This is a genomic window from Streptomyces sp. NPDC098781 (assembly GCF_044759995.1).
GTDB lineage: Bacteria > Actinomycetota > Actinomycetes > Streptomycetales > Streptomycetaceae > Streptomyces.
On record NZ_JBIWAK010000001.1, the window covers coordinates 53,497 to 72,839 of the forward strand.

The following is a 19,343-nucleotide window of genomic DNA, read 5'->3' on the forward strand; positions in this document are numbered from 1 at the left end:
CTACTACACCTGTAGTCAACCTGGGAGGAAGCCATGGCACAGTCGAGGCGGGCCGTCGTCATCGGCGGCGGCATCGGAGGCCTGACCGCGGCGGTCGCGCTGAGCCAGGGCGGCTGGGACGTCACCGTGCTGGAGCGCGCCCCGTCCCTGGACCCGGTCGGCGCGGGCATCTCCCTCGCGCCCAACTCCCTGCGCGCGCTGGACGTCATCGGGCTCGGCGACGAGATCCGCGACCTGGCGGCCTGGCAGGGCGACGGCGGGCTGCGCACCCCGTCCGGACGCTGGCTCTCTCGCACGGACGCGGCCGCCGTGGCGGAACGCTTCGGCGGCCCCCTCGTCCTCCTGCACCGGGCCACCCTCGTCAACAGCCTCGCCGCCCGGCTCCCCAGCGACGCCGTCCGCACCGGATCCGCCGCGACGGTGGCCGACCCGGGGGACGCCGGCCGACCGGCGCGCGTGCACACCCCGGACGGCGAACGGGAGGCCGACCTGGTGGTGGCCGCCGACGGCATCCGGTCCGCCGTACGCCGGGCGCTGTTCCCGGAGCATCCCGGGACCGTGTACTCCGGGTTCACCACATGGCGGGTCGTCATCCCGGTGCCCGGCGTGGAGTTCGCCTCGCACGAGACCTGGGGCCGGGGCCGCATCTGGGGCTCGCACCCGCTCAAGGACGGCCGCGTCTACGCGTATGCCGCGGCGATCACGCCCGCCGGGGAGTGCGCCCCCGACGACGAGAAGGCCGAACTGCTGCGCCGGTACGGCGACTGGCACCACCCGATCCCCGCGATCCTCGCCGCCGCCCGGCCCGAGGACGTCCTGCGCCACGACGTCCACCACATCGCCGAGCCGTTGCCCGCCTACCACCGCGGCCGGGTCGCCCTGGTCGGTGACGCCGCGCACGCCATGCAGCCGACCCTGGGACAGGGCGGCAACCAGGCCATCGAGGACGCCGTCGTCCTCGCCGCCCACTGCGACGACCTCGCCGCGTACACGGCGGCCCGTCTCCCGCGGACGACCGCCATCGCCCGCCGGGCGGCCAAGGCCGGCCGCCTCAACATGATGACCGGCCGAGCCGGGATCGCCGTACGGAACACCGCACTGGCCGCGCTGTCCAAGGCGGCCCCGCTGCTGTTCCTGCGGAGCTACGAGGACATCGCCGGCTGGCGGCCCCCGCAGGCGCCGTATGCTGCCGGAAAGGCCCCGGCGGACAACCACCAGAGGAGACAACCCCGTGAAGGTCGGCTGTATCGGACTCGGTGACATCGCGCAGAAGGCATACCTGCCGGTGCTCGGCGTACAGCCCGGGGTCGAACTGCACCTCCAGACGCGTACGCCCGCGACGCTCGACCGGGTCGCCGACGGTCTCCGCATCCCGGCCGGGCAGCGGCACACGGACCTCGACTCACTCCTCGCCCAGGACCTCGACGCCGCCTTCGTGCACGCGCCCACCGTCGCGCACCCGGAGATCGTGACCGCGCTGTTGGAGGCGGGCGTGCCGACGTATGTCGACAAGCCGCTCGCCTACCGACTCGCCGACTCCGAGCGGCTGGTGGCACTCGCCGAGCAGCGCGAGGTGAGCCTCGCCGTCGGCTTCAACCGGCGCTACGCCCCCGGCTACGCGCAGTGCGCCGACCACCCGCGCGAGCTGATCCTGATGCAGAAGAACCGGATCGGGCTGCCGGAGGAGCCGCGCGCGATGATCCTCGACGACTTCATCCACGTCGTGGACACCCTGCGCTTCCTCGTGCCCGGCCCGATCGACGACGTCACCGTGCGCGCCCGCGTGGAGGGCGGGCTGCTGCACCATGTCGTGCTCCAGCTCGCCGGCGACGGCTTCACCGCGCTGGGCGTGATGAACCGGCTCAGCGGCTCCGCCGAGGAGATCCTGGAGGTGTCCGGGCAGGACACCAAGCGCCAGGTCCTCAACCTCGCCGAGGTCGTCGACCACAAGGGTCAGCCGACCGTGCGCCGGCGCGGTGACTGGGTGCCGGTGGCCCGGCAGCGCGGCATCGAGCAGGTGGTGCTCGCCTTCCTCGACGCGGTGCGCGCGGGCAAGGTGCTCAGCGCCCGGGACGCGCTGGCGACCCATGAGCTGTGCGAGCGGGTCGTACGTGCGGTTCAGGAGCGGACCGCCTGAACCGGGGCCGTACGGTCCGTACGCCCTCGCCGACACACCAGGCGGCGACGATCAGCAGCGCCGCCTGCGCCACCCAGTCGCCGAAGCGGACGTACGGTGTGACGCCGCCGGCCAGCGGTATCTCGTAGACCGCGCTCGCGCTCTGGCTCGTACCCAGCCAGGAGCCCACGCGCTGCCCGCTCGGGCCGTACACGGCGGAGACACCGGTCAGCGTCGCGTGCACCATCGGGCGGCCGGTCTCGGCGGCACGCAGCGCGGCGAGCGAGGCGTGCTGCTCGGGGGCCCAGCTCTGCTGGAAGGTGGACGTCGCGGACTGGGCGATCAGCACCTGGGCGTCGTGGTCCGCGAGGCTGCGGCTCATGTCCGGGAACGCGGACTCGAAGCAGACCATGGGGCCGATCCGCAGCCCGTGCCCCGCGTCCATCACCACCTGCTCGGTGCCGCGCCTGCGGTCCTCGGCGGCGGCCTTGCCCACGGAGGTCGCCCAGCCCAGCATCGAGCGCAGCGGTATGTACTCCCCGAACGGGACGAGCCGCATCTTGTCGTAGCGGGCGCCGGTCGGGCCGTCCGGGCCGATCAGGATCGAGCTCTTGTAGATGCCGGGCTTGTCGGAGCGCCGCGCGTCCACGTTCACCAGGATGTCCGCCCCCGTCTCGCGGGACAGGGCGGCGAGCCGGCGCGCGAAGTCGGGCCGGTCGTCGAGGTCGTAGCCGACGCTGCTCTCGCCCCAGACGATCAGCCCGACGCCCTGGCCCGCCAGCTCCCGGGTGAGCCGCACCTCGCGGTCGAAGCGCCGGTCGGCCGCGCCGCCACCCTCGATGACGCCGGGCTGCACGACGGCGATCTTCACGCGGTCCTGGACGTCGGGCCGCGGGGACCACACCCAGGCCGCCGAGGTCGCCACGGCCGTCGCGGCGAGACCGGCCACGGCCGGGACCCGGGACGCGCGGATCGTCACCAGCACGGCGACCGCGACATTGACGACCAGGACGAGGAAGCTGATCAGCCACACACCGCCCACCGAGGCGAGCCGCAGCGCGGGCTCCACCTGCCACTGACTGGAGCCCAGGACGCCCCAGGGGCCGCCGAGCTGCTGCCAGGAACGGACGAGCTCGACCAGCAGCCAGCCGGACGGCAGGACGAGGAGCGCCGCCGCCACCCGGCCCGCGGACGGGACCGGGGCGCCCAGGAAGCGCCGCACCAGCCAGCCCCAGGGAGCCCACAGGGCACCGAGCAGGGCGGCGATGACGAAGGTGAAGACATGCAGGTTCGGCAGCAGCCAGTGGTGCATCGCCAGCATGAAGCCGAAACCGCCCCACCAGCCCTCGCGCAGGGCCCGTCGACCGGTCGGCGCGGTGCGCAGCAGCGCCATCCACGGGACCAGGGCGACGTACGCGAACCACCACAGCGCCGGTTGGGGAAAGGCGAGCACCGGAAGCGCACCGGCCGCGGTGGCGGCGATCGAGCGCCGCCACGGCGAGGTGAGCCAGCGGCTGATCGTCTGCATGCGGCGCCTCCCTACCCCGTGGTCCTTCCAGTGTGCTCACAGGCACTGACACTGGGACAGTGGGCGTCCGCTCAGTCGATCACCGCGGGCGCGGTCCGCTCGGGCAGGCGGCGCCATTTCTCCTGCACGATCACCTCGCGCAGCCGCCAGCCGTCGTCGGTGCGCAGCAGTGCGAACGCGTACCTTCCGCCGCACACGAAATCGGGCGCCGAGGCGCCCTCGCCGTTCCCCGCGAGCCGCATCGGATTGACATAGTCCGCCTGCACCCTGGCGGTGTCCCCGGTGTCCTGCTCCAGGATCCCGAACCGCACCCGTCGGTTGACGATGAGGTGCTGGCGCATCGAGAACACATGGAGACTCTCCGCGAGCCATGTGGCGACGCTGCCGGCGTCCCCCTCGATACCGCCGGCCGAACGGTAGTCCGCACGCCCGTCCGACGTGAACAGGCTCCGGTACGCCGCCCAGTCGCCGTCGTCCACGGCGACCGCATAGTCGGTGATCATCCCGTCGACCGCCAGCCGATCCCTCAGGGTGGCGAGTTCCGCACGCTGCGTCATCGGCTCAGTGTTGGGCATGTGAGGGGCGGAGCCAAGGGGGCGTACGGCGGCATTCCGGGGATGTGGGTGGGGCGCGTGAGTTTTGCCGGCGGCGGGCGGGGTCCTGCTGGGGTGCGCGTGCCCCTGCCCGAACTGGACGTGCCGTTCAGGAAGATGACCAGGCCGCGGCGTGATGTGCGGGCCGGCGGGTGGGTGCGGGCTCAGGCCGCCTCGATGACCTCACCGCGGATGGCGGCCGCCCACTCGACCACCAATAGCTCGTATTCCGCGCGCTCCTGAGCCGACAGGGAACCTCCCGCGCGCAGCCACAGGGCGCGGATCTCCTCGTTCACCTCGGCAGCAGACCGCACGGAACCAGGGCCTAAGGAATGGGGGGACATGCGGACAAGCCTAGGGGCAAGGACTGACAGCGCGCTACCGGATGGCTACGCACAACGTATGTGATTGGTCACGGATTTCGGGCGCGGGGGCGGTGGAGGCTCTTTACTGACTCGCCGGTCAGGGAGTGGGGTGCTCAGTCGGTCCAGACCACTACGCACTGGCCTCGCCGCGCCGCCCCGCCGTAGAACTCCCGCATCGCCTCGAAGTGCCGGACGAGATAGTCCCGTACGTCACCGTTGAATCCTCGGCCGAAACCGCACGCCTCCGCCGCGTCGTCGTCGACCGTCGGCAGCTCCGCCAGGACCTCGTCGAGGGCGATCGCGTCCAGGGCTCGGGCGATGGCCGTGACCGCGGCGGCGTCGAGGAGCTGGGGCGGGTCCGTGAAGCCGTCGTACACCTCGGGGTGGTCGAGGAAGCCGATGTCCTCGCCCTGGTCCCCGGAGATCGCTCGGTCGAGCAGCGCGACCAGGTCGGGCTGGTCTGTTCGCGCCGTGCGGCAGTACCGGATGAGGCCCCATGTCGCCCAGTCCGTGTCGAGGAGATCCTCGGTCGGCGGGTCCCAACCGGGTGCCGCCCCGGGTGAGTCGAGTGCGTTGGCGCGGCACTGGTCCAGGTGGTCCCGCGTGACCCGGGCGAACTGCTGGGTGAGGGCCATGACCGGCTCGGTGGCGTCAGCCCGCGGACTCCGCCGCGTGCGGGCTCAGGACGCCCGCCGTGACCAGGACGAGGATGAGGATGCCGAGGGCGATGCGGTACCAGACGAACGGCATGAAGCTCTTCGTCGAGATGAACTTCATGAACCAGGCGATGACGGCGTAGCCGGACGCGAAGGCGATCACCGTGGCGAAGATCGTCGGGCCCCAGGAGACATGGTCGTTCTCCATCGCGTCCTTGAGCTCGAAGAGGCCTGAGGCGAGGACGGCCGGGATCGCGAGAAGGAAGGAGTAACGGGCCGCGGACTCACGGTTGTAGCCCATGAAGAGGCCGCCGCTGATGGTCGCGCCGGAGCGGGAGACGCCCGGGATGAGCGCCGCGGACTGGCACAGGCCGAAGATCAGGCCGTCCTTCACGTTCAGGTCCTCGAGCGACTTGCGCTGCTTGGCCACGCGGTGCCGGCCGCCCGTCTCGTCGCGGGCCGCCAGGCGGTCGGCGATGCCGATGATGACGCCCACGACGATCAGCATCGTCGCCGTGATGCGCAGATCGCGGAAGGGGCCCTCGATCTGGTCCTTGAGCGTGAGGCCGAGCACACCGATCGGGATCGAGCCGACGATCACCAGCCAGCCCATCTGGGCGTCGTGGTCGCCTCGCATCTCCTTGTTCGTCAGCGAACGCAGCCACGCCGAGATGATCCGCCCGATGTCCTTGCGGAAGTAGATCAGCACCGCGGCCTCCGTGCCGATCTGGGTGATCGCGGTGAAGGCCGCACCTGGGTCCTCCCAGCCCGAGAACGCCGCGGTCAGTCGCAGATGCGCGCTGGAGGAGACGGGGAGGAACTCAGTCAGCCCCTGGACGAGTCCGAGGATGAGCGATTCAAACCAAGACATGAAGTTACGGAGTCCAAGTGCTGATCGTGGCAAGGGATGACGGGGGGACACCGCGTCGGCGGCGCAGTGATCGCGAGTGTCGAGGGGCAGCGTAGCGTCCCGCGATTACGGCTCCGGCACAGGGGGTTCGGCCGGTGCTCGGCCGCCTCACGGAACGTGGCGCCCCGACCTGGGGCCGCGCGGCCGCCGTCGGTGTGGGCCGTGACCCTGGCCGGAGTCGTCGCCCCTGATCACGCTGCCGTGGGGCCCGACAGCGACCACCCGGGGGCCTGCGGATGGGCTCTGAGGTCCTCGTGGCGGACGGGGTCGCCGCAGGCACGGCAGGTGACCTCCGCGAGCAGTTCGTTGCCGCAGCTGTGCTCGATCACCATGGGGCGGTCGTCCTCCTGGCGCAGGTGACGGTCGCCCCAGGCCATGAGGGCCATCAGGACGGGCTCCAGCTCCAGGCCGGCCCGCGTGGGCCGGTACTCGAATCGCTGAGGGCGCTCGCTGTAGACGCGCTTGGTGAGGATGCCGGCGTCGACGAGGCGGCGCAGCCGGGTGGCGAGGATGTCGCGCGGTGCGCCGATGTTGCGTACGAGCTGGTCGAAGCGGCCGTTGCCGAGGCACACCTCGCGCAGGACGAGCAGGGAGTACTTCTCGCCGACCACCGCCAGGGCGTCGGCGATGGAGCAGGGGCGCGGGTCCTTGGGGGCGGCCATGGCGCTCAGTCTAAGGCGGGTTCGACTTGCCGACCTGGTGGGTTTGATTTTCCAACCCACCGGATTACAGTGGGTCCAGATTTCCTACTCATCGGTAATCAAGGCCGGTCCCGGCACCCGCCCCGTGTGCCGGTCATCGCCCGGCGGCCAAGGAGGCCCGCACCATGCGTGACGCAGTGATCGTCGAAGCCGTACGCACCCCGATAGGCAAGGGCAAGCCGAACGGCTCCCTGGCGCACGTCCACCCCGTCCAGCTCCTCGCCCACACCCTGCGCACCCTCGTCGAACGCTCCGGCGTGGACCCGGCACTGATCGACGACGTCATCGGCGGCACCGTCGACCAGGTCGGCGAGCAGGCCATGAACACCACCCGCTACGCCGCCCTGTCGGCCGGCTTCCCGGAGTCCGTCCCGGCGACCACGGTGGACCGCCAGTGCGGCTCGTCCCAGCAGGCCGTGCACTTCGCGGCCCAGGGCGTGATCTCGGGCGCGTACGACCTGGTCGTCGCCTGTGGCGTCGAGTCGATGAGCCGGGTGCCGATGTGGTCGAACGTGCCGGCCGGCAAGGACCCCTTCGGCCCCGGTATCGCCGAGCGCTACCCGGAGGGCCTCATCCCGCAGGGCGTCAGCGCCGAGCTGATCGCCGCCAAGTGGTCCATCACCCGTGAGCAGATGGACGCGTTCGCCGTCGCCTCCCACCGGAAGGCGGCAGCCGCCTGGGACCAGGGCCTGTTCGACGCCGAGGTCGCTCCCCTGGACGGCGTCACGCGCGACGAGTGCGTCCGGCCGGGCAGCACCCCCGAGATCCTCGCCGGCCTCAAGCCCGCGTACCACGACCCGGCCTTCGCCGAGCGCTTCCCGCAGATCGAGTGGAACGTCACCGCGGGCAACGCCAGCCCCATCAACGACGGTGCCTCCGCCGTGCTCATCACCTCCAGCGAGACCGCGGCCCGTCTCGGCCTGCGCCCCCTGGCCCGGCTGCACAGCTTCGCGGTCACCGGCTCCGACCCGATCCTGATGCTCACCGGTGTGATCCCGGCGACCGAGAAGGTGCTGCGCCGGGCCGGCCTGGCCCTGGGCGACATCGACCTGTTCGAGGTCAACGAGGCGTTCTCCAGCGTCGTCCTGGCCTGGCAGCAGGAGACGGGCGCCGACCTCGACAAGGTCAACGTGCACGGCGGCGCCATCGCGCTCGGGCATCCGCTGGGCGCGAGCGGCACTCGACTGACGACGACGCTGGTGCACGCCATGCGCGAGCGTGGCGCCCGCTACGCCTTGCAGACGATGTGTGAGGCAGGCGGACTCGCCAACGCGATGATCATCGAGTCCGTCGCCGAATCCGGCTGAGCGAACGGTTCAGCGGCGTCGTAGGTGGTGGCGCTTGCGCCAGGCCACCACCGCGCCGGCGAGTCCGGGCAGTGCGATGGCGGCCACGGCGATCAGGAAGACCGGTGAGGTCGGCTGTGAGGCCCGGGCGCCGGCGACGACGTAGGCCGCGATGTTCGGGATCGAGCCGAGTGCCGTGGCGAGCAGGAAGGGGAAATAGCCCATGCGGGAGACGGCGGCGGCGTAGTTCGCGGCCCAGAACGGCACACCGGGGAACAGCCGGACCGCCAGCATCGACCGGAAGCCGTGCTTGCTGAACTGCCTGTCCGCCGCCGTGAGCAGCCGGCCGCGGAGCAGCGGACGAAGCGCGTCCTGGCCGAGCATCCGGCCGAGCGCGAACGAGATCGCGGCCCCGATCACGGTGCCGGCCATGGCGGCGCCCATGCCCAGCGCCGAGCCGAAGAGCGCGCCCGCCGCGAGGTTCAGCAGCGGCCGCGGCACGAAGGCCACCGTGACCAGTCCGTACGCCACGGCGAACAGCACCAGCGCGAGGGGGCCGTGGACCTGGGGCGGCCAGCCGTTCGCCATGAGCTTCTGCGGCTCGAAGAGCAGCACGGACGTCGCGGCCGCCGCGAGGAGGACCAGGAGCAGGGACAGGCGGGACCACGGCGAGAGCAGCGCTCTTGAGCAACGTGTGGCGAAGCCCGCGCGGGCGGGTATGGGTGCGGGGACGGCGAGTTCCGAGGCGGCGGCCTGCTGAGCGGCCGTGGCGGTGCCCCCAGAGCGGGTGGTGGCATCGTCGAGCATCTGGCGACAGTAACCGACGAAGATGTGTGATCGCCGTATGGTTCGTCTCATGGGCGTCACAGGAACGGGAACACTGGAAGTTCCGCGCAGTGTCCTCGCCGACACCGTGCTGGAGCGGCTCGTCGCCGCGTACGGAGCGGCGGCCGACGCCGAACGCGCCGTGTCCATGCGGGCGTACATGAAGGACGTGGCCCCCTTCCTCGGCCTCACCACGCCCACGCGCCGCGCCCTGTCCCGCACCGTCCTCCAGGACACACCGCGCCCCGACGAGACCGACTGCACGGCCGTCGCCCTGCGCTGCTGGGAGCTGCCGGAGCGCGAGTACCACTACTTCGCCGTCGACTACCTCCGCCGCCACGTGAAGCGCTGCTCCTCCGGCTTCCTGCCGGTGGCCCGGCACCTGATCACGACGGTCCCCTGGTGGGACACCGTCGACCTGCTCGCCGCACACGTCGTGGGCGGGCTCGTCGCGGCCGACCCGAAGCTCAAGGCGGACATGGACGCCTGGATCGAGGACCCCGACCTCTGGATCGCCCGCACGGCCCTCCTCCACCAACTGCGCTACAAGGAACGCACCGACACCGAGCGCCTCTTCGCCTACTGCCTGCGCCAGTCCGCGCACCCCGACTTCTTCATCCGCAAGGCCATCGGCTGGTGCCTGCGCGAGTACGCCAAGACCGATCCGGACGCCGTACGGGACTTCCTGGCGCGCGAGCGGGGACGGTTCGCACCGCTGTCGGTGCGGGAGGCGCTGAAGAACATCGGCGCCTGAGGTCCTGAACCGCGCGCGCCGGGGGCCGTGGGCCCCAAGTCCCGTACCGCGAAAAACCATTCGACGTCGGACAAAGCGTCGGCAATGATCGACGTCATGTTCCGGTACGCCTTCGTCGTCACAGCATCCGCGGTCGCGGATGCTCCGAAGGCTGCCGTTCCGGTCCTCCTGGCCGCAGTCGACGGCGCCCGAAGCTGACCCTCTCCGGACATTCCGGCGGACCCCGCAGGGGGAGGGTCGGCGAGTCCTCGGGGTCCCCACCTCCTGCACGGAGACTTCTGCCAAGACTTCGAGGTACAGCCATGTCCAAGACGGCATACGTGCGCACCAAACCGCATCTGAACATCGGAACCATGGGCCATGTCGACCACGGCAAGACCACATTGACGGCCGCCATCACCAAGGTCCTCGCCGAGCGCGGATCCTCCACCTTCGTCCCCTTCGACCGCATCGACCGGGCGCCGGAGGAGGCCGCGCGCGGCATCACCATCAACATCGCGCACGTCGAGTACGAGACCGACACCCGCCACTACGCGCACGTCGACATGCCGGGTCACGCCGACTACGTCAAGAACATGGTCACCGGCGCGGCCCAGCTGGACGGGGCGATCCTCGTCGTCTCCGCGCTCGACGGGATCATGCCGCAGACCGCCGAGCACGTGCTGCTGGCCCGGCAGGTGGGTGTCGACCACATCGTCGTCGCCCTCAACAAGGCCGACGCGGGCGACGAGGAGCTCATCGACCTCGTCGAGCTGGAGGTCCGCGACCTGCTCACCGAGCACGGCTACGGGGGCGACGCGGCGCCGGTCGTACGGGTGTCGGGGCTGAAGGCGCTGGAGGGCGACCCGAAGTGGACGGCGTCCGTCGAGGCGCTGCTCGACGCGGTGGACACCTACGTTCCGATGCCGGAGCGGTATGTGGACGCGCCGTTCCTGCTGCCGGTGGAGAACGTGCTCACGATCACCGGTCGCGGAACCGTCGTCACCGGGGCCGTCGAGCGCGGGACGGTGCGCGTCGGGGACCGGGTCGAAGTGCTCGGTGCCGGGCTGGAGACCGTGGTCACCGGCCTGGAGACCTTCGGCAAGCCGATGGACGAGGCGCAGGCCGGGGACAACGTCGCGCTCCTGCTGCGCGGGGTGCCGCGGGACGCCGTGCGGCGGGGGCATGTGGTCGCCGCGCCGGGGAGCGTGGTGCCGCGGCGGCGGTTCTCGGCGCGGGTCTATGTGCTGTCGGCACGTGAAGGCGGTCGTACGACGGCGGTCGCCAGCGGGTACCGGCCGCAGTTCTACATCCGTACGGCGGATGTGGTCGGGGACATCGACCTCGGTGAGGCGGGCGTCGCGCGGCCCGGGGAGACGGTCACGATGACCGTCGAGCTGGGGCGTGCGGTGCCGTTGGAGCCCGGCCTCGGGTTCGCCATCCGTGAGGGCGGGCGGACCGTCGGGGCGGGGACCGTCACGGCCGTCGAGTGAGGGTGTTCGGTTCGTGGGGGACCGTGGGGCCGGTGGTGGCCGGTCGCGCGGTCTCCCGCGCCCCTCAAGGGACGCTCCCTTTCCGCCCGTAGCGGGTTCCCCGGCACAATGAGGAGGTGAGCGAGCCCATACCCGTCACCCGGACCGTCGACCACGGCGTCGCCAAACTGATGCCCGACGTCGACCGGAAGCGAGCCTGGCTGCTGACCGTCGACGGGGCACCGCAGTCCTACGTCGATCTCGACGAGCCGACCCATCTGGAGTTCGAGTACGCGCGTCGCCTCGGCCATGTGCTGGACACCGTCGCCGAGGCGGGGCGCGCGCTGGACGTGCTGCACCTCGGGGGCGGCGCGCTCACGTTGCCCCGGTATGTGGCCGCGACCAGGCCCGGCTCGCGACAGGACGTCGTCGAGGCCGACCGCGGGCTGATGGCGCTGGTGGCCGAGCATCTGCCGGTTCCGGACGGGACCGGCGTCCGGCTGCACGCCGGGGACGCCCGCGCCTGGCTGGAGGAAGCCCCGGACGACTCCGCCGACGTGCTCGTCGCCGATGTCTTCGGCGGCTCACGGGTGCCGGCGCATCTGACGTCGGTCGCGTACGCGCGTCATGCGGAGCGCGTGCTGCGGGAGAGCGGCGTCTACCTGGCCAACCTCGCCGACGCCGCGCCCTTCGCCTTCCTGCGCTCCCAACTCGCCACCTGCGCCACGGTGTTCGAGGAACTGGCGCTGATCGCGGAGCCGGCCGTGCTGCGTGGCCGACGGTTCGGCAACGCGGTACTGATCGCCGCGCACCGGCCCCTCGACACAGCCGCCCTGGCCCGACGCACGGCCTCCGACGCCTTCCCCGCCCGGGTCGAACACGGCCCCGCCCTACGGGAGTTCATCGGCGGGGCACGTCCGGTGCGGGACGAGGACGCGGTGCCGTCACCCGAGCCTCCGGACGGGGCTTTCGGCATCGGCTGAGGCGGGGTTGGCTGACGGGGGTCACCTGTTCAGACGGCGTCACCTGTTCAGTACGGCTTCGTGGGTTCGCAGGTGTCGGCGGGGCCGGCCGGTGCGACGCGAGGACGCGGTGGACGCGGTGCCGTCACCCGAGCCCCCCGGCGGGGCTCTCGGTGTCGGCTGAGGCGGGTCGGCTGCCGGCGGTCACGTGTTTCGTACGGCGTCGTAGATTCCGTACGTCCGGTACGCACAGGACCGCCGCCGTGACGACGACCACCAGCGCGGCGCACCCCCACAGCGCCCCGGTGCGTCCGAACGCCGTCTCCGCCGGGCCGGCCAGCGCCATCGCCAGGGGGACCAGGGCGACCGAACCGAACCAGTCGTACGCGGCGATCCTGGACAGTTTCTCCTCCGGGATCTCCTGATGGAGCGCGGTCATCCACGAGACCCCGAACACCTCCACCGTCGCGCCGGTCAGGAACATCACCGCGCACAGCACGGCGATCGGCACCGGCACGGCGAGCGCGGCCGCGGGGAGGGCGAGCGGGAAGACGCCCAGGGTGCCGGCGAGGAGGAGGCGGCGTGGCTTCCAGCGGGTCATGAGGAGGGCGCCGGCGACCGTGCCCGCCCCGAAGAAGCCCAGGGCGAGGCCCCAGGGACCGGCGCCGCCCAGATGGTCCCGGGCGACCAGCGGGCCGTACACCGCGTCCGCCGCGCCGACGACCGCGTTCGCGATGGAGAACTGGACGACGACGCCCCACAGCCACGGCCGCCCGGCGAACTCCCGCCACCCCTCTCGCAGATCGGCGAGCATGCCACCGCCCGGCGCGCGTCGCGGGATGTGACTCACGTCGAGGAACGCCCGCATGGACCCGGCGACCGCGAAGGCCGCCGCGTCCGCGGCCAGCACCCAGCCGGGCCCGATCACCGCCACCATGGCACCGCCGAGCGCCGCGCCGCCCACCGACGCACCCTGCATCGCCATCCGGAACACGGCGAACGCCCGGCTCGCCTGCTCCCCGCGCACCGACGACAGCAGCATGCCCTCGGCCGCCGGGCTGAAGAACGCCTGGCCGGTGCCGCCGAGCGCGGTGAGCAGCATCATCTGCCACAGCCGCGCCTCCCCGGAGAGCACCAGTACGGCGAAGGCGGCCTGTGACACGCAGTTCAGGGCGTTGGCCGCGACCATCACCCGGTGCCGCGGGAGGCGGTCCGCCACCGCGCCGCCGATCAGCAGGAAGAGCACCAGGGGCAGGGTGCGGGAGGCCGCCACGAGGCCCACGTCCCCGCCGTCGCCGCCCGCCTCCAGCACCGCGAAGGCCGCCGCGATCAGGGCCCCGTTGCTGCCGAGGTTGGTGACGAAGGCGGAGGCGGTCAGAAGGCTGTAGTTGCGGCCCGCCCAGGCGGGGCGGCGCGGACGGCGGGGGAGAACGGCGGCGGGGCTCACCGGCCGACTATCGCCGCTGGGCCGCCGATCTGCCAAGCCGATTGCAGGTCACGTGCCGAATGGCCCGTCCAGCGCGTGGCTACGGCGGAGGCGGACGGGGCAGGTCCGCGCGCTGCCCGATACGACTCTCGTCACATCTGTCCCGGCCTCTTCCCAGCAGCCTACTCATGGGTAACATGACCGTCATGAGCGCAGACCAGAAGTCCATCGGCGAGATGCTCGCCGCCACCGTGCCCATGGCCCGGACCCTGAACCTCCAGTTCCTGGAGACCACCCCGGACAAGGCCGTGGTGGCTCTGCCGGACCAGAGCGAGTACCACAACCACGTGGGCGGCCCGCACGCCGGCGCGATGTTCACGCTCGGCGAGTCCGCCAGCGGAGCGATCGTGCTGGCCGCGTTCGGCGACCAGCTCTCGCGTGCCGTGCCGCTCGCCGTCAGCGCCGAGATCGCCTACAAGAAGCTCGCGATGGGCGCCGTCACCGCCACCGCGACCCTGGGGCGCCCGGCCGCCGACGTGGTCGCGGAGCTGGACGCGGGGGAGCGTCCCGAGTTCCCCGTGACGATCGCGATCCAGCGTGGGGACGGGGCCGTGACCGGTGAGATGACGGTCGTGTGGACTCTGCGGCCGAACAGCTGACCCCGGTCGTGCGAGGTGTACAGGGGCCTCGCCCGGGACCCCTGCACACCCACCCCCCCCGTGCACCCTCGGGTGGCCTCTCAGGCGGCGAACCGCCGCCGCGGCGCCGGGCCGTCCTCCAGCCCGGCCACGAACTCCCTGAGCCACGACACGAACTCCGGCCCCAGGTCCGGCCGGTCGCACGCCAGCCGCACCACCGTGCGCAGATAGTCGGCCTTGTCGCCGGTGTCGTACCGCAGGCCGTCGAAGACGACACCGTGGACCGTGCCGCCCGCCGCCAGTTCCTCCAGCGCGTCGGTGAGCTGGATCTCGCCGCCCCGGCCGGGCGGGGTGCGCTCCAGGACGCCGAAGACGCCCGGGTCGAGGACGTAGCGGCCGATGACCGCGTAACGGCTCGGCGCCTGCTCGGGCGACGGCTTCTCCACCAGGCCCGTGACGCGGAGCACGCCGTCCACGCCCGACTCCTCCACGGCCGCGCAGCCGTAGAGGTGGATCTGCTCCGGCGGCACCTCCATGAGGGCGATCACGCTTCCCTGGTAGCGGTCGCGGACTTCCAGCATCCTGCTCAGCAGGGTCTCGCGCGGGTCGATGAGATCGTCGCCCAGCAGGACCGCGAACGGCTGGTCGCCGACGTGATGGCGGGCGCACAGCACCGCGTGACCGAGGCCGAGGGGGTCGCCCTGGCGGATGTGGTGGATGTCGGCGAGCCGGGCCGGATCGCGTACCGCGTCCAGCCGTACGGTGTCGCCCTTGGCCGCGAGGGCCTGTTCCAGTTCGAAGGCGTTGTCGAAGTGGTCCTCGATGGCCCGCTTGTGCCGGCCGGTGATCATCAGAATGTCGTCGAGACCGGCCGCCGCGGCCTCCTCCACCACGTACTGGATGGCCGGCTTGTCGACGACCGGGAGCATCTCCTTGGGTGTCGCCTTCGTCGCGGGCAGAAAGCGGGTGCCCAGGCCCGCGGCCGGGACGACCGCCTTGCGGACGGTACGGGCCGGGGTGGGGGTGGGTGTCGTGTGGGGGACGATCATGCGGCCCATGCTGGGGTACTTCGATGAGAGCACGCCGAGAGAAACCTCGGAGCGAGCTGTGCGGCAGGCGGAGTTGAAGATTCTGTGGACCGATGTGCTTTGGCCGCACACAAGTTGACGCTCCGCTCGGTGTCGGTTTCGAATGCGGGTGCGGATACCGTCGGTAACTTTGCTGAATTCCCCGCCCTTTGACCGTCGGTCACTCGAACTTCTTGTTTCCTGTGCGCCCCTTGTGCGAAAGTGAGCGGCCCTGATAGCCGGTCCACAGCTGTTCCGGACCAGGTATGCACCAATCAGGCACCTGCTTTTCCGACGGACGCGCATTCCCCGTGCCGTCCTGCGGCCGGAAAGGAAATGGTTCAGTGCAATCCCCTTACCCCCCACGACCGCCGTACCCGCCTCGGCCCGGAGTGAGCCCCGGAGAGTCCGACCGCGATCTCGTCGCGAGCCTCGCCAAGGACGCCTCGGCCCCCCATGCCCTCGCCCTGTTGATGGCGCGGCACTGGCGTCCCACCCATGACTACGCGGCCATCTGCCTTGTCTCCACGGAAAGTTCGGCCGCCATGGTGGCCGCTGCGGCGTTCCATCGTGTGCTCCGGCGACCGGCCGGCGGCGCGCTGCGTCCCCAACTCCTCGTCGCCGTGCGAGACCTGGTGAAGGAGTGGGCGTCCGACGGCAACATTTCCGCTCTGCTGCCGGAACTCGGCAAACCGACCGGCGGACGCGGACTGCGCGCCGCGCGATCCGTGACGCCCGAAAGGCGGCAAATCGCCGAGCGCGCATTCCAGGCCCTTTCGGGCGCCTCGCAATGCCTCCTGTGGCACACGGAGGTCGAGGCGGAACCGATAACCATACCCGCTGGTCTGCTGGGGGTGGACGCGGCCACCGCAGCGGCGGCGTTGGAGGGAGTACGCGAGCAATTCCGCCGGGGTTGTGTCCGCGCCCACGGCGAACTCGCGCCCACCCGGGAATGCCGCTACTACAACCGTCTCCTCGACGTCCCCATTCGCCGGGGCGGAGCTCTGCTGCCGGATGTCCAGCAGCATCTGATGGAGTGCCGCTACTGTCGGCACGCCGCCGAACAGCTCAGCCATTTCGAGGGCGGTCTGGAGGTGCTGCTGGCCGAGACCGTGCTCGGCTGGGGTGCCCGCCGCTACCTCGACTCCCGTCCCGGGCGGGGCGGCTCGTCGCCGACGTCCTGTGACCGCCCCCGACGGGCCGGTCGGCACCGCCCGGAGCGGATCGCCCCGCCGCGCCCTCGCGCCAAGGCCATGGTCGTGGGAGTCGGGCTGACCTCCCTCGTCCTGCTCGTGTCCGTGCTGGCCGCGAAGGGCTGGTCCGACGAGAACGGCGTCCCCGACGCCCACGCCACCTGGGGTGTGCCCAGCGGCAGTTCCGTCGCCCCGAGCGCCGTCGCCGAACCCTCGTCCGGCGGCTCGCCGTCGGCCGCCTCGGCCGAGAGTCCCGTCGAGATCGCCCAGGGCCGGCTCCGCAACGTCGACGACGGCCGCTGTCTGGATCTGCGCGACGGTGTGGTCCGCACCGGTGTCAGAGCCGAGCTCGCGCAGTGCTCGGACGCCGCGTCCCAGCAGTGGTCGTACCGGGACGACGGCGCGTTGCGCAACGCCGCCGACCCCACCCTGTGCCTCGACGCCGACCCCGACGCGGGCACGGTCGTCCTGGCGAACTGCCTCGCCCCGGCCGGAGAGGTGCGCTACGACCTCACCGTCCATGGCGAACTGCTGCTGCGCCGGGCCGGGCGGGTGGCGGTCGCGCGCGGTGAGGACGGAAGTGTCGTCGCCGCCGAACGCGACGGCTCCCAGGCACAGCGCTGGGTGCTCCACGGCGGGCCGGCGCGGACGGACGGGCCGCGCAAGAAGGAGAAGGAGCGGCGGGGCGACGGTGATCCGGGGCGTGGGAAGGGGATGGGTAAGGGGATGGGCAAGGGCGGCGTGGCCGTCGAGCCCGACCGCGGCTCCCCGCACGATCCCGTCCCCGAGCCGCAGGACGGCCCGGACCAGCCCGCGGAGCCCCCGCCGTCGCGGTACGAGACGCGGTACGTCCAGGCCGGCCACGGCGACGAAGTCGCTCCCGACGCACCCGTCGACACCCTCACGGCCCTTCCGGGCGAAGCGACGGCCGAGGTGAAGGGCGGGGTGACGACCGCCGTGTCCACGGCCGTCGGCGCCGCCACCTCGACACTCGACTCCACTCTCCGCTGACCAGGGGCCACTCCACCGGGGCCACCCCACCGGGGCCACCCCACCGGGGCCACCCCACCGGGGCCACCCCACCGGGGTCACCCCACCGGGGTGGCCCCTTCCCAACCTCGGGCCCGCCTGTACTTCTTGATGCCATTCAGCCGTTTCTCGTTCACGTCATTGACACGAGTCACCAGAGTTCATAGCTTTCCCGCCGCACCGTGTTGTCCAATGTTCATCAAGCGGAGGTGGACCGGTGATACGTCGTATGTCCGTCGCACTGATGGCCCTCGCGGCCGCCCTCGTCACCCCGGTGCCGGCGCAGGCGGCCGACCCTCCCGTCGTGCGTACCGACGCCGGCTGGGTACGGGGCGAAACCACCGCCGAGGGACGGCAGTTCCTCGGCATCCCCTACGCACAGCCGCCGGTCGGGGAGCTCCGCTGGCGGGAGCCACGTCCGGTGCGGCCCTGGCAAGGCGCGCGTATGGCACGGGACTTCGGCAACAAGTGTGTGCAGAGCGCGAGTTGGGACCCCGGCTACGAGCAGCCGAGCCACACCGAGAACTGCCTCGACCTCAATGTGTACGTCCCCGAAGGCGCCGCCCGCCGGGCGGTCCTGGTGTGGTTCCACGGGGGAGGACTCACCGCCGGGGCCGGTCAGGACATCGTCCCGGACGGCTTCGCCCGGCAGACCGGCACGGTCGTCGTGACCGTCAACTACCGTCTCGGGGCCATGGGCTTCCTCGCCACCGCCGGACTCGACGGCGAGACCCGCGACGGCGTGTCCGGCAACTCCGGCATGCTCGACCAGCAGGCGGCGCTGCGCTGGGTCCGGGCCAACATCGGCCGCTTCGGCGGCGACCCGGGGCGCGTGACCATCGCGGGTGAGTCGGCCGGCGGCCGCTCGGTCTGCACCCAGCTGGCCTCGCCCACGGCGAAGGGCCTGTTCCGGGCCGGGATCATCCAGAGCGGGGCGTACGGCGACTGCGCCGCCCGCACCCACGAGACAGCCCTGGAACAGGGGGCCGCCTTCGCGCGCAAGCTCGGCTGCGCGGACCTCGCGTGTCTGCGGGCCGAGTCGGCCGCCGAGATCCTGGCCGCGCAGGGCGGTTTTGACTGGGCGCCCGTGGCCGGTGGCGCCTTCCTGCCGAGGCAGCCGAGGGAGGCGTTCGTGCGGGGAGCCGCGGCCGGCGTACCGGTCATGAACGGGGCAAACCAGGACGAGGGACGCCTCTTCGCCTTCGGTCGCTTCGACGCGAACGGCACCCCGCTCACCGCCGAGCAGTACCCGACCGTGATGCGGACCGACTACGGCGAGGAGGCGCTCACGCGCTACCCCCTGTCCTCGTACCCCTCGCCGACCATCGCCTACGGCACCGCGCAGGGCGACCAGCTCTTCGCCTGCCCGGCGCTCCGCCTCGACGGCACGCTCGCCGGACGCGGCAAGGTCTACGCCTACGAGTTCGCCGACCGCACCTCCCCGCCCTTCGCCTCCCTGCGCAACCTCGACACGGACTTCGACTTCGGCGCGACCCATGTCAACGAAGTGCAGTACCTCTTCAAGCACTTCGGCCTGAAGACCCCGCTCGACGCCGAGCAGCGGCAACTGGCGCGGCAGATGGTGCGGTACTGGGGGTCCTTCGTCCGCGACGGGGTGCCGCGGGCGGCGGGACAGCCCGCGATGCCGTCCCGGCCCGGCAGCGTCCTGGCCCTGCGGACCGCGTCCGCCGGCGGGAACGTGCCGAGCACCACCGTGCATCTTGAGCACCGGTGCAACCTCTGGGACACCGAGCGCGTCACTCAGAGCGGGTAGGCTGCCCCGGCGCACGCTCAAACGGCCGAGCGTGCGCCGGGAAACACAGGGTCCAGGACACGAGGAGAA

The 19,343-nt window shown here is 71.8% G+C and carries 18 protein-coding genes; 9 read left to right on the plus strand and 9 right to left on the minus strand.

Features of this window, described 5'->3' with window-relative positions; genetic code table 11:
• Positions 1-33 precede the first annotated feature (33 nt).
• Entirely contained in the window at positions 34-1,260 is a 1,227-nt protein-coding gene (locus ACIQWG_RS00270) for an FAD-dependent monooxygenase (RefSeq protein WP_404088581.1), read from the plus strand.
• Positions 1,232-2,137, plus strand: coding sequence for a Gfo/Idh/MocA family protein (locus tag ACIQWG_RS00275; RefSeq protein ID WP_404088584.1), 906 nt, complete (start codon positions 1,232-1,234; stop codon positions 2,135-2,137). Before ACIQWG_RS00270 ends, ACIQWG_RS00275 begins: the two co-directional genes overlap by 29 nt.
• Here the strand turns inward: ACIQWG_RS00275 and lnt are convergent.
• From lnt to ACIQWG_RS00305, 6 genes are all read right to left on the minus strand, one after another.
• Positions 2,061-3,644 (minus strand): apolipoprotein N-acyltransferase, encoded by a 1,584-nt coding sequence (gene lnt / locus ACIQWG_RS00280; RefSeq protein WP_404088587.1) that lies wholly within the window; start codon positions 3,642-3,644, stop codon positions 2,061-2,063. The two genes, ACIQWG_RS00275 and lnt, sit on opposite strands and share 77 nt — an antisense overlap.
• A 71-nt stretch (positions 3,645-3,715) precedes the next feature.
• Positions 3,716-4,201 carry a nuclear transport factor 2 family protein gene (locus ACIQWG_RS00285; protein ID WP_404088590.1) on the minus strand — a complete coding sequence of 162 codons (486 nt, stop codon included), beginning with the start codon at positions 4,199-4,201 and terminating at the stop codon, positions 3,716-3,718.
• A gap of 200 nt (positions 4,202-4,401) precedes the next feature.
• Entirely contained in the window at positions 4,402-4,581 is a 180-nt protein-coding gene (locus ACIQWG_RS00290; RefSeq protein ID WP_078504336.1) for a hypothetical protein, read from the minus strand.
• A 134-nt stretch (positions 4,582-4,715) separates the two neighbouring features.
• Positions 4,716-5,237 (minus strand): DUF1877 family protein, encoded by a 522-nt coding sequence (locus ACIQWG_RS00295; protein ID WP_404088594.1) that lies wholly within the window; start codon positions 5,235-5,237, stop codon positions 4,716-4,718.
• Positions 5,238-5,253: 16 nt separating this feature from the next.
• Positions 5,254-6,129, minus strand: coding sequence for an undecaprenyl-diphosphate phosphatase (locus tag ACIQWG_RS00300; RefSeq protein ID WP_404088597.1), 876 nt, complete (start codon positions 6,127-6,129; stop codon positions 5,254-5,256).
• A gap of 230 nt (positions 6,130-6,359) precedes the next feature.
• Positions 6,360-6,830 carry a winged helix-turn-helix transcriptional regulator gene (locus ACIQWG_RS00305; protein ID WP_404088600.1) on the minus strand — a complete coding sequence of 157 codons (471 nt, stop codon included), beginning with the start codon at positions 6,828-6,830 and terminating at the stop codon, positions 6,360-6,362.
• A 164-nt stretch (positions 6,831-6,994) separates the two neighbouring features.
• Here ACIQWG_RS00305 and ACIQWG_RS00310 point away from each other — a divergent pair, with 164 nt between their 5' ends.
• Positions 6,995-8,176, plus strand: coding sequence for a thiolase family protein (locus ACIQWG_RS00310; protein ID WP_404088604.1), 1,182 nt, complete (start codon positions 6,995-6,997; stop codon positions 8,174-8,176).
• 9 nt (positions 8,177-8,185) lie between these two features.
• On the opposite strand, the gene ACIQWG_RS00315 is transcribed toward ACIQWG_RS00310, so the two are convergent.
• Complete coding sequence (locus ACIQWG_RS00315) at positions 8,186-8,962, minus strand: TVP38/TMEM64 family protein (RefSeq protein WP_404088607.1); 777 nt, start codon at positions 8,960-8,962, stop codon at positions 8,186-8,188.
• Between the two features lie 49 nt (positions 8,963-9,011).
• Between ACIQWG_RS00315 and ACIQWG_RS00320 the strand changes: the two genes are divergently transcribed.
• The 3 genes from ACIQWG_RS00320 to ACIQWG_RS00330 all read left to right on the plus strand — a co-directional run bounded on the left by ACIQWG_RS00320 (position 9,012) and on the right by ACIQWG_RS00330 (position 12,168).
• Complete coding sequence (locus ACIQWG_RS00320; protein ID WP_404088609.1) at positions 9,012-9,734, plus strand: DNA alkylation repair protein; 723 nt, start codon at positions 9,012-9,014, stop codon at positions 9,732-9,734.
• Positions 9,735-10,036: 302 nt separating this feature from the next.
• On the plus strand, positions 10,037-11,206 hold the full coding sequence (gene tuf, locus ACIQWG_RS00325; RefSeq protein WP_404088612.1) for an elongation factor Tu: 1,170 nt from the start codon (positions 10,037-10,039) through the stop codon (positions 11,204-11,206).
• 116 nt (positions 11,207-11,322) lie between these two features.
• Positions 11,323-12,168: a spermidine synthase gene (locus ACIQWG_RS00330; protein WP_404088614.1), complete on the plus strand. Its 846-nt coding sequence runs from the start codon at positions 11,323-11,325 to the stop codon at positions 12,166-12,168.
• A gap of 124 nt (positions 12,169-12,292) precedes the next feature.
• Here ACIQWG_RS00330 and ACIQWG_RS00335 read toward each other — a convergent pair whose 3' ends face one another.
• Complete coding sequence (locus tag ACIQWG_RS00335; protein ID WP_404088617.1) at positions 12,293-13,594, minus strand: MFS transporter; 1,302 nt, start codon at positions 13,592-13,594, stop codon at positions 12,293-12,295.
• A 176-nt stretch (positions 13,595-13,770) separates the two neighbouring features.
• Here ACIQWG_RS00335 and ACIQWG_RS00340 point away from each other — a divergent pair, with 176 nt between their 5' ends.
• Positions 13,771-14,232 carry a DUF4442 domain-containing protein gene (locus ACIQWG_RS00340; protein ID WP_404088619.1) on the plus strand — a complete coding sequence of 154 codons (462 nt, stop codon included), beginning with the start codon at positions 13,771-13,773 and terminating at the stop codon, positions 14,230-14,232.
• Between the two features lie 80 nt (positions 14,233-14,312).
• On the opposite strand, the gene galU is transcribed toward ACIQWG_RS00340, so the two are convergent.
• A complete protein-coding gene (galU, locus tag ACIQWG_RS00345; RefSeq protein ID WP_404088621.1) occupies positions 14,313-15,260 on the minus strand; it encodes a UTP--glucose-1-phosphate uridylyltransferase GalU in 948 nt (315 codons plus the stop codon).
• Positions 15,261-15,823: 563 nt separating this feature from the next.
• Here galU and ACIQWG_RS00350 point away from each other — a divergent pair.
• Both ACIQWG_RS00350 and ACIQWG_RS00355 read left to right on the plus strand, forming a co-directional pair.
• Positions 15,824-17,482 (plus strand): RICIN domain-containing protein, encoded by a 1,659-nt coding sequence (locus tag ACIQWG_RS00350; RefSeq protein WP_404090726.1) that lies wholly within the window; start codon positions 15,824-15,826, stop codon positions 17,480-17,482.
• 247 nt (positions 17,483-17,729) lie between these two features.
• Positions 17,730-19,274, plus strand: a complete 1,545-nt coding sequence (locus ACIQWG_RS00355; protein WP_404088623.1) for a carboxylesterase/lipase family protein — start codon at positions 17,730-17,732, stop codon at positions 19,272-19,274.
• Positions 19,275-19,343: the final 69 nt, after the last annotated feature.

Excerpts from the sequence above, each read along its gene's own strand:
- ACIQWG_RS00270 (WP_404088581.1), top strand. The coding sequence starts at position 34 with ATGGCACAGTCGAGGCGGGCCGTCGTCATCGGCGGCGGCATCGGAGGC.
- lnt (WP_404088587.1), bottom strand. The coding sequence starts at position 3,644 with ATGCAGACGATCAGCCGCTGGCTCACCTCGCCGTGGCGGCGCTCGATC.
- ACIQWG_RS00285 (WP_404088590.1), bottom strand. The coding sequence starts at position 4,201 with ATGACGCAGCGTGCGGAACTCGCCACCCTGAGGGATCGGCTGGCGGTC.
- ACIQWG_RS00290 (WP_078504336.1), bottom strand. The coding sequence starts at position 4,581 with ATGTCCCCCCATTCCTTAGGCCCTGGTTCCGTGCGGTCTGCTGCCGAG.
- ACIQWG_RS00295 (WP_404088594.1), bottom strand. The coding sequence starts at position 5,237 with ATGGCCCTCACCCAGCAGTTCGCCCGGGTCACGCGGGACCACCTGGAC.
- ACIQWG_RS00300 (WP_404088597.1), bottom strand. The coding sequence starts at position 6,129 with ATGTCTTGGTTTGAATCGCTCATCCTCGGACTCGTCCAGGGGCTGACT.
- ACIQWG_RS00305 (WP_404088600.1), bottom strand. The coding sequence starts at position 6,830 with ATGGCCGCCCCCAAGGACCCGCGCCCCTGCTCCATCGCCGACGCCCTG.
- ACIQWG_RS00310 (WP_404088604.1), top strand. The coding sequence starts at position 6,995 with ATGCGTGACGCAGTGATCGTCGAAGCCGTACGCACCCCGATAGGCAAG.
- ACIQWG_RS00315 (WP_404088607.1), bottom strand. The coding sequence starts at position 8,962 with ATGCTCGACGATGCCACCACCCGCTCTGGGGGCACCGCCACGGCCGCT.
- ACIQWG_RS00320 (WP_404088609.1), top strand. The coding sequence starts at position 9,012 with ATGGGCGTCACAGGAACGGGAACACTGGAAGTTCCGCGCAGTGTCCTC.
- tuf (WP_404088612.1), top strand. The coding sequence starts at position 10,037 with ATGTCCAAGACGGCATACGTGCGCACCAAACCGCATCTGAACATCGGA.
- ACIQWG_RS00340 (WP_404088619.1), top strand. The coding sequence starts at position 13,771 with ATGACCGTCATGAGCGCAGACCAGAAGTCCATCGGCGAGATGCTCGCC.
- galU (WP_404088621.1), bottom strand. The coding sequence starts at position 15,260 with ATGATCGTCCCCCACACGACACCCACCCCCACCCCGGCCCGTACCGTC.
- ACIQWG_RS00350 (WP_404090726.1), top strand. The coding sequence starts at position 15,824 with ATGGTGGCCGCTGCGGCGTTCCATCGTGTGCTCCGGCGACCGGCCGGC.
- ACIQWG_RS00355 (WP_404088623.1), top strand. The coding sequence starts at position 17,730 with ATGTCCGTCGCACTGATGGCCCTCGCGGCCGCCCTCGTCACCCCGGTG.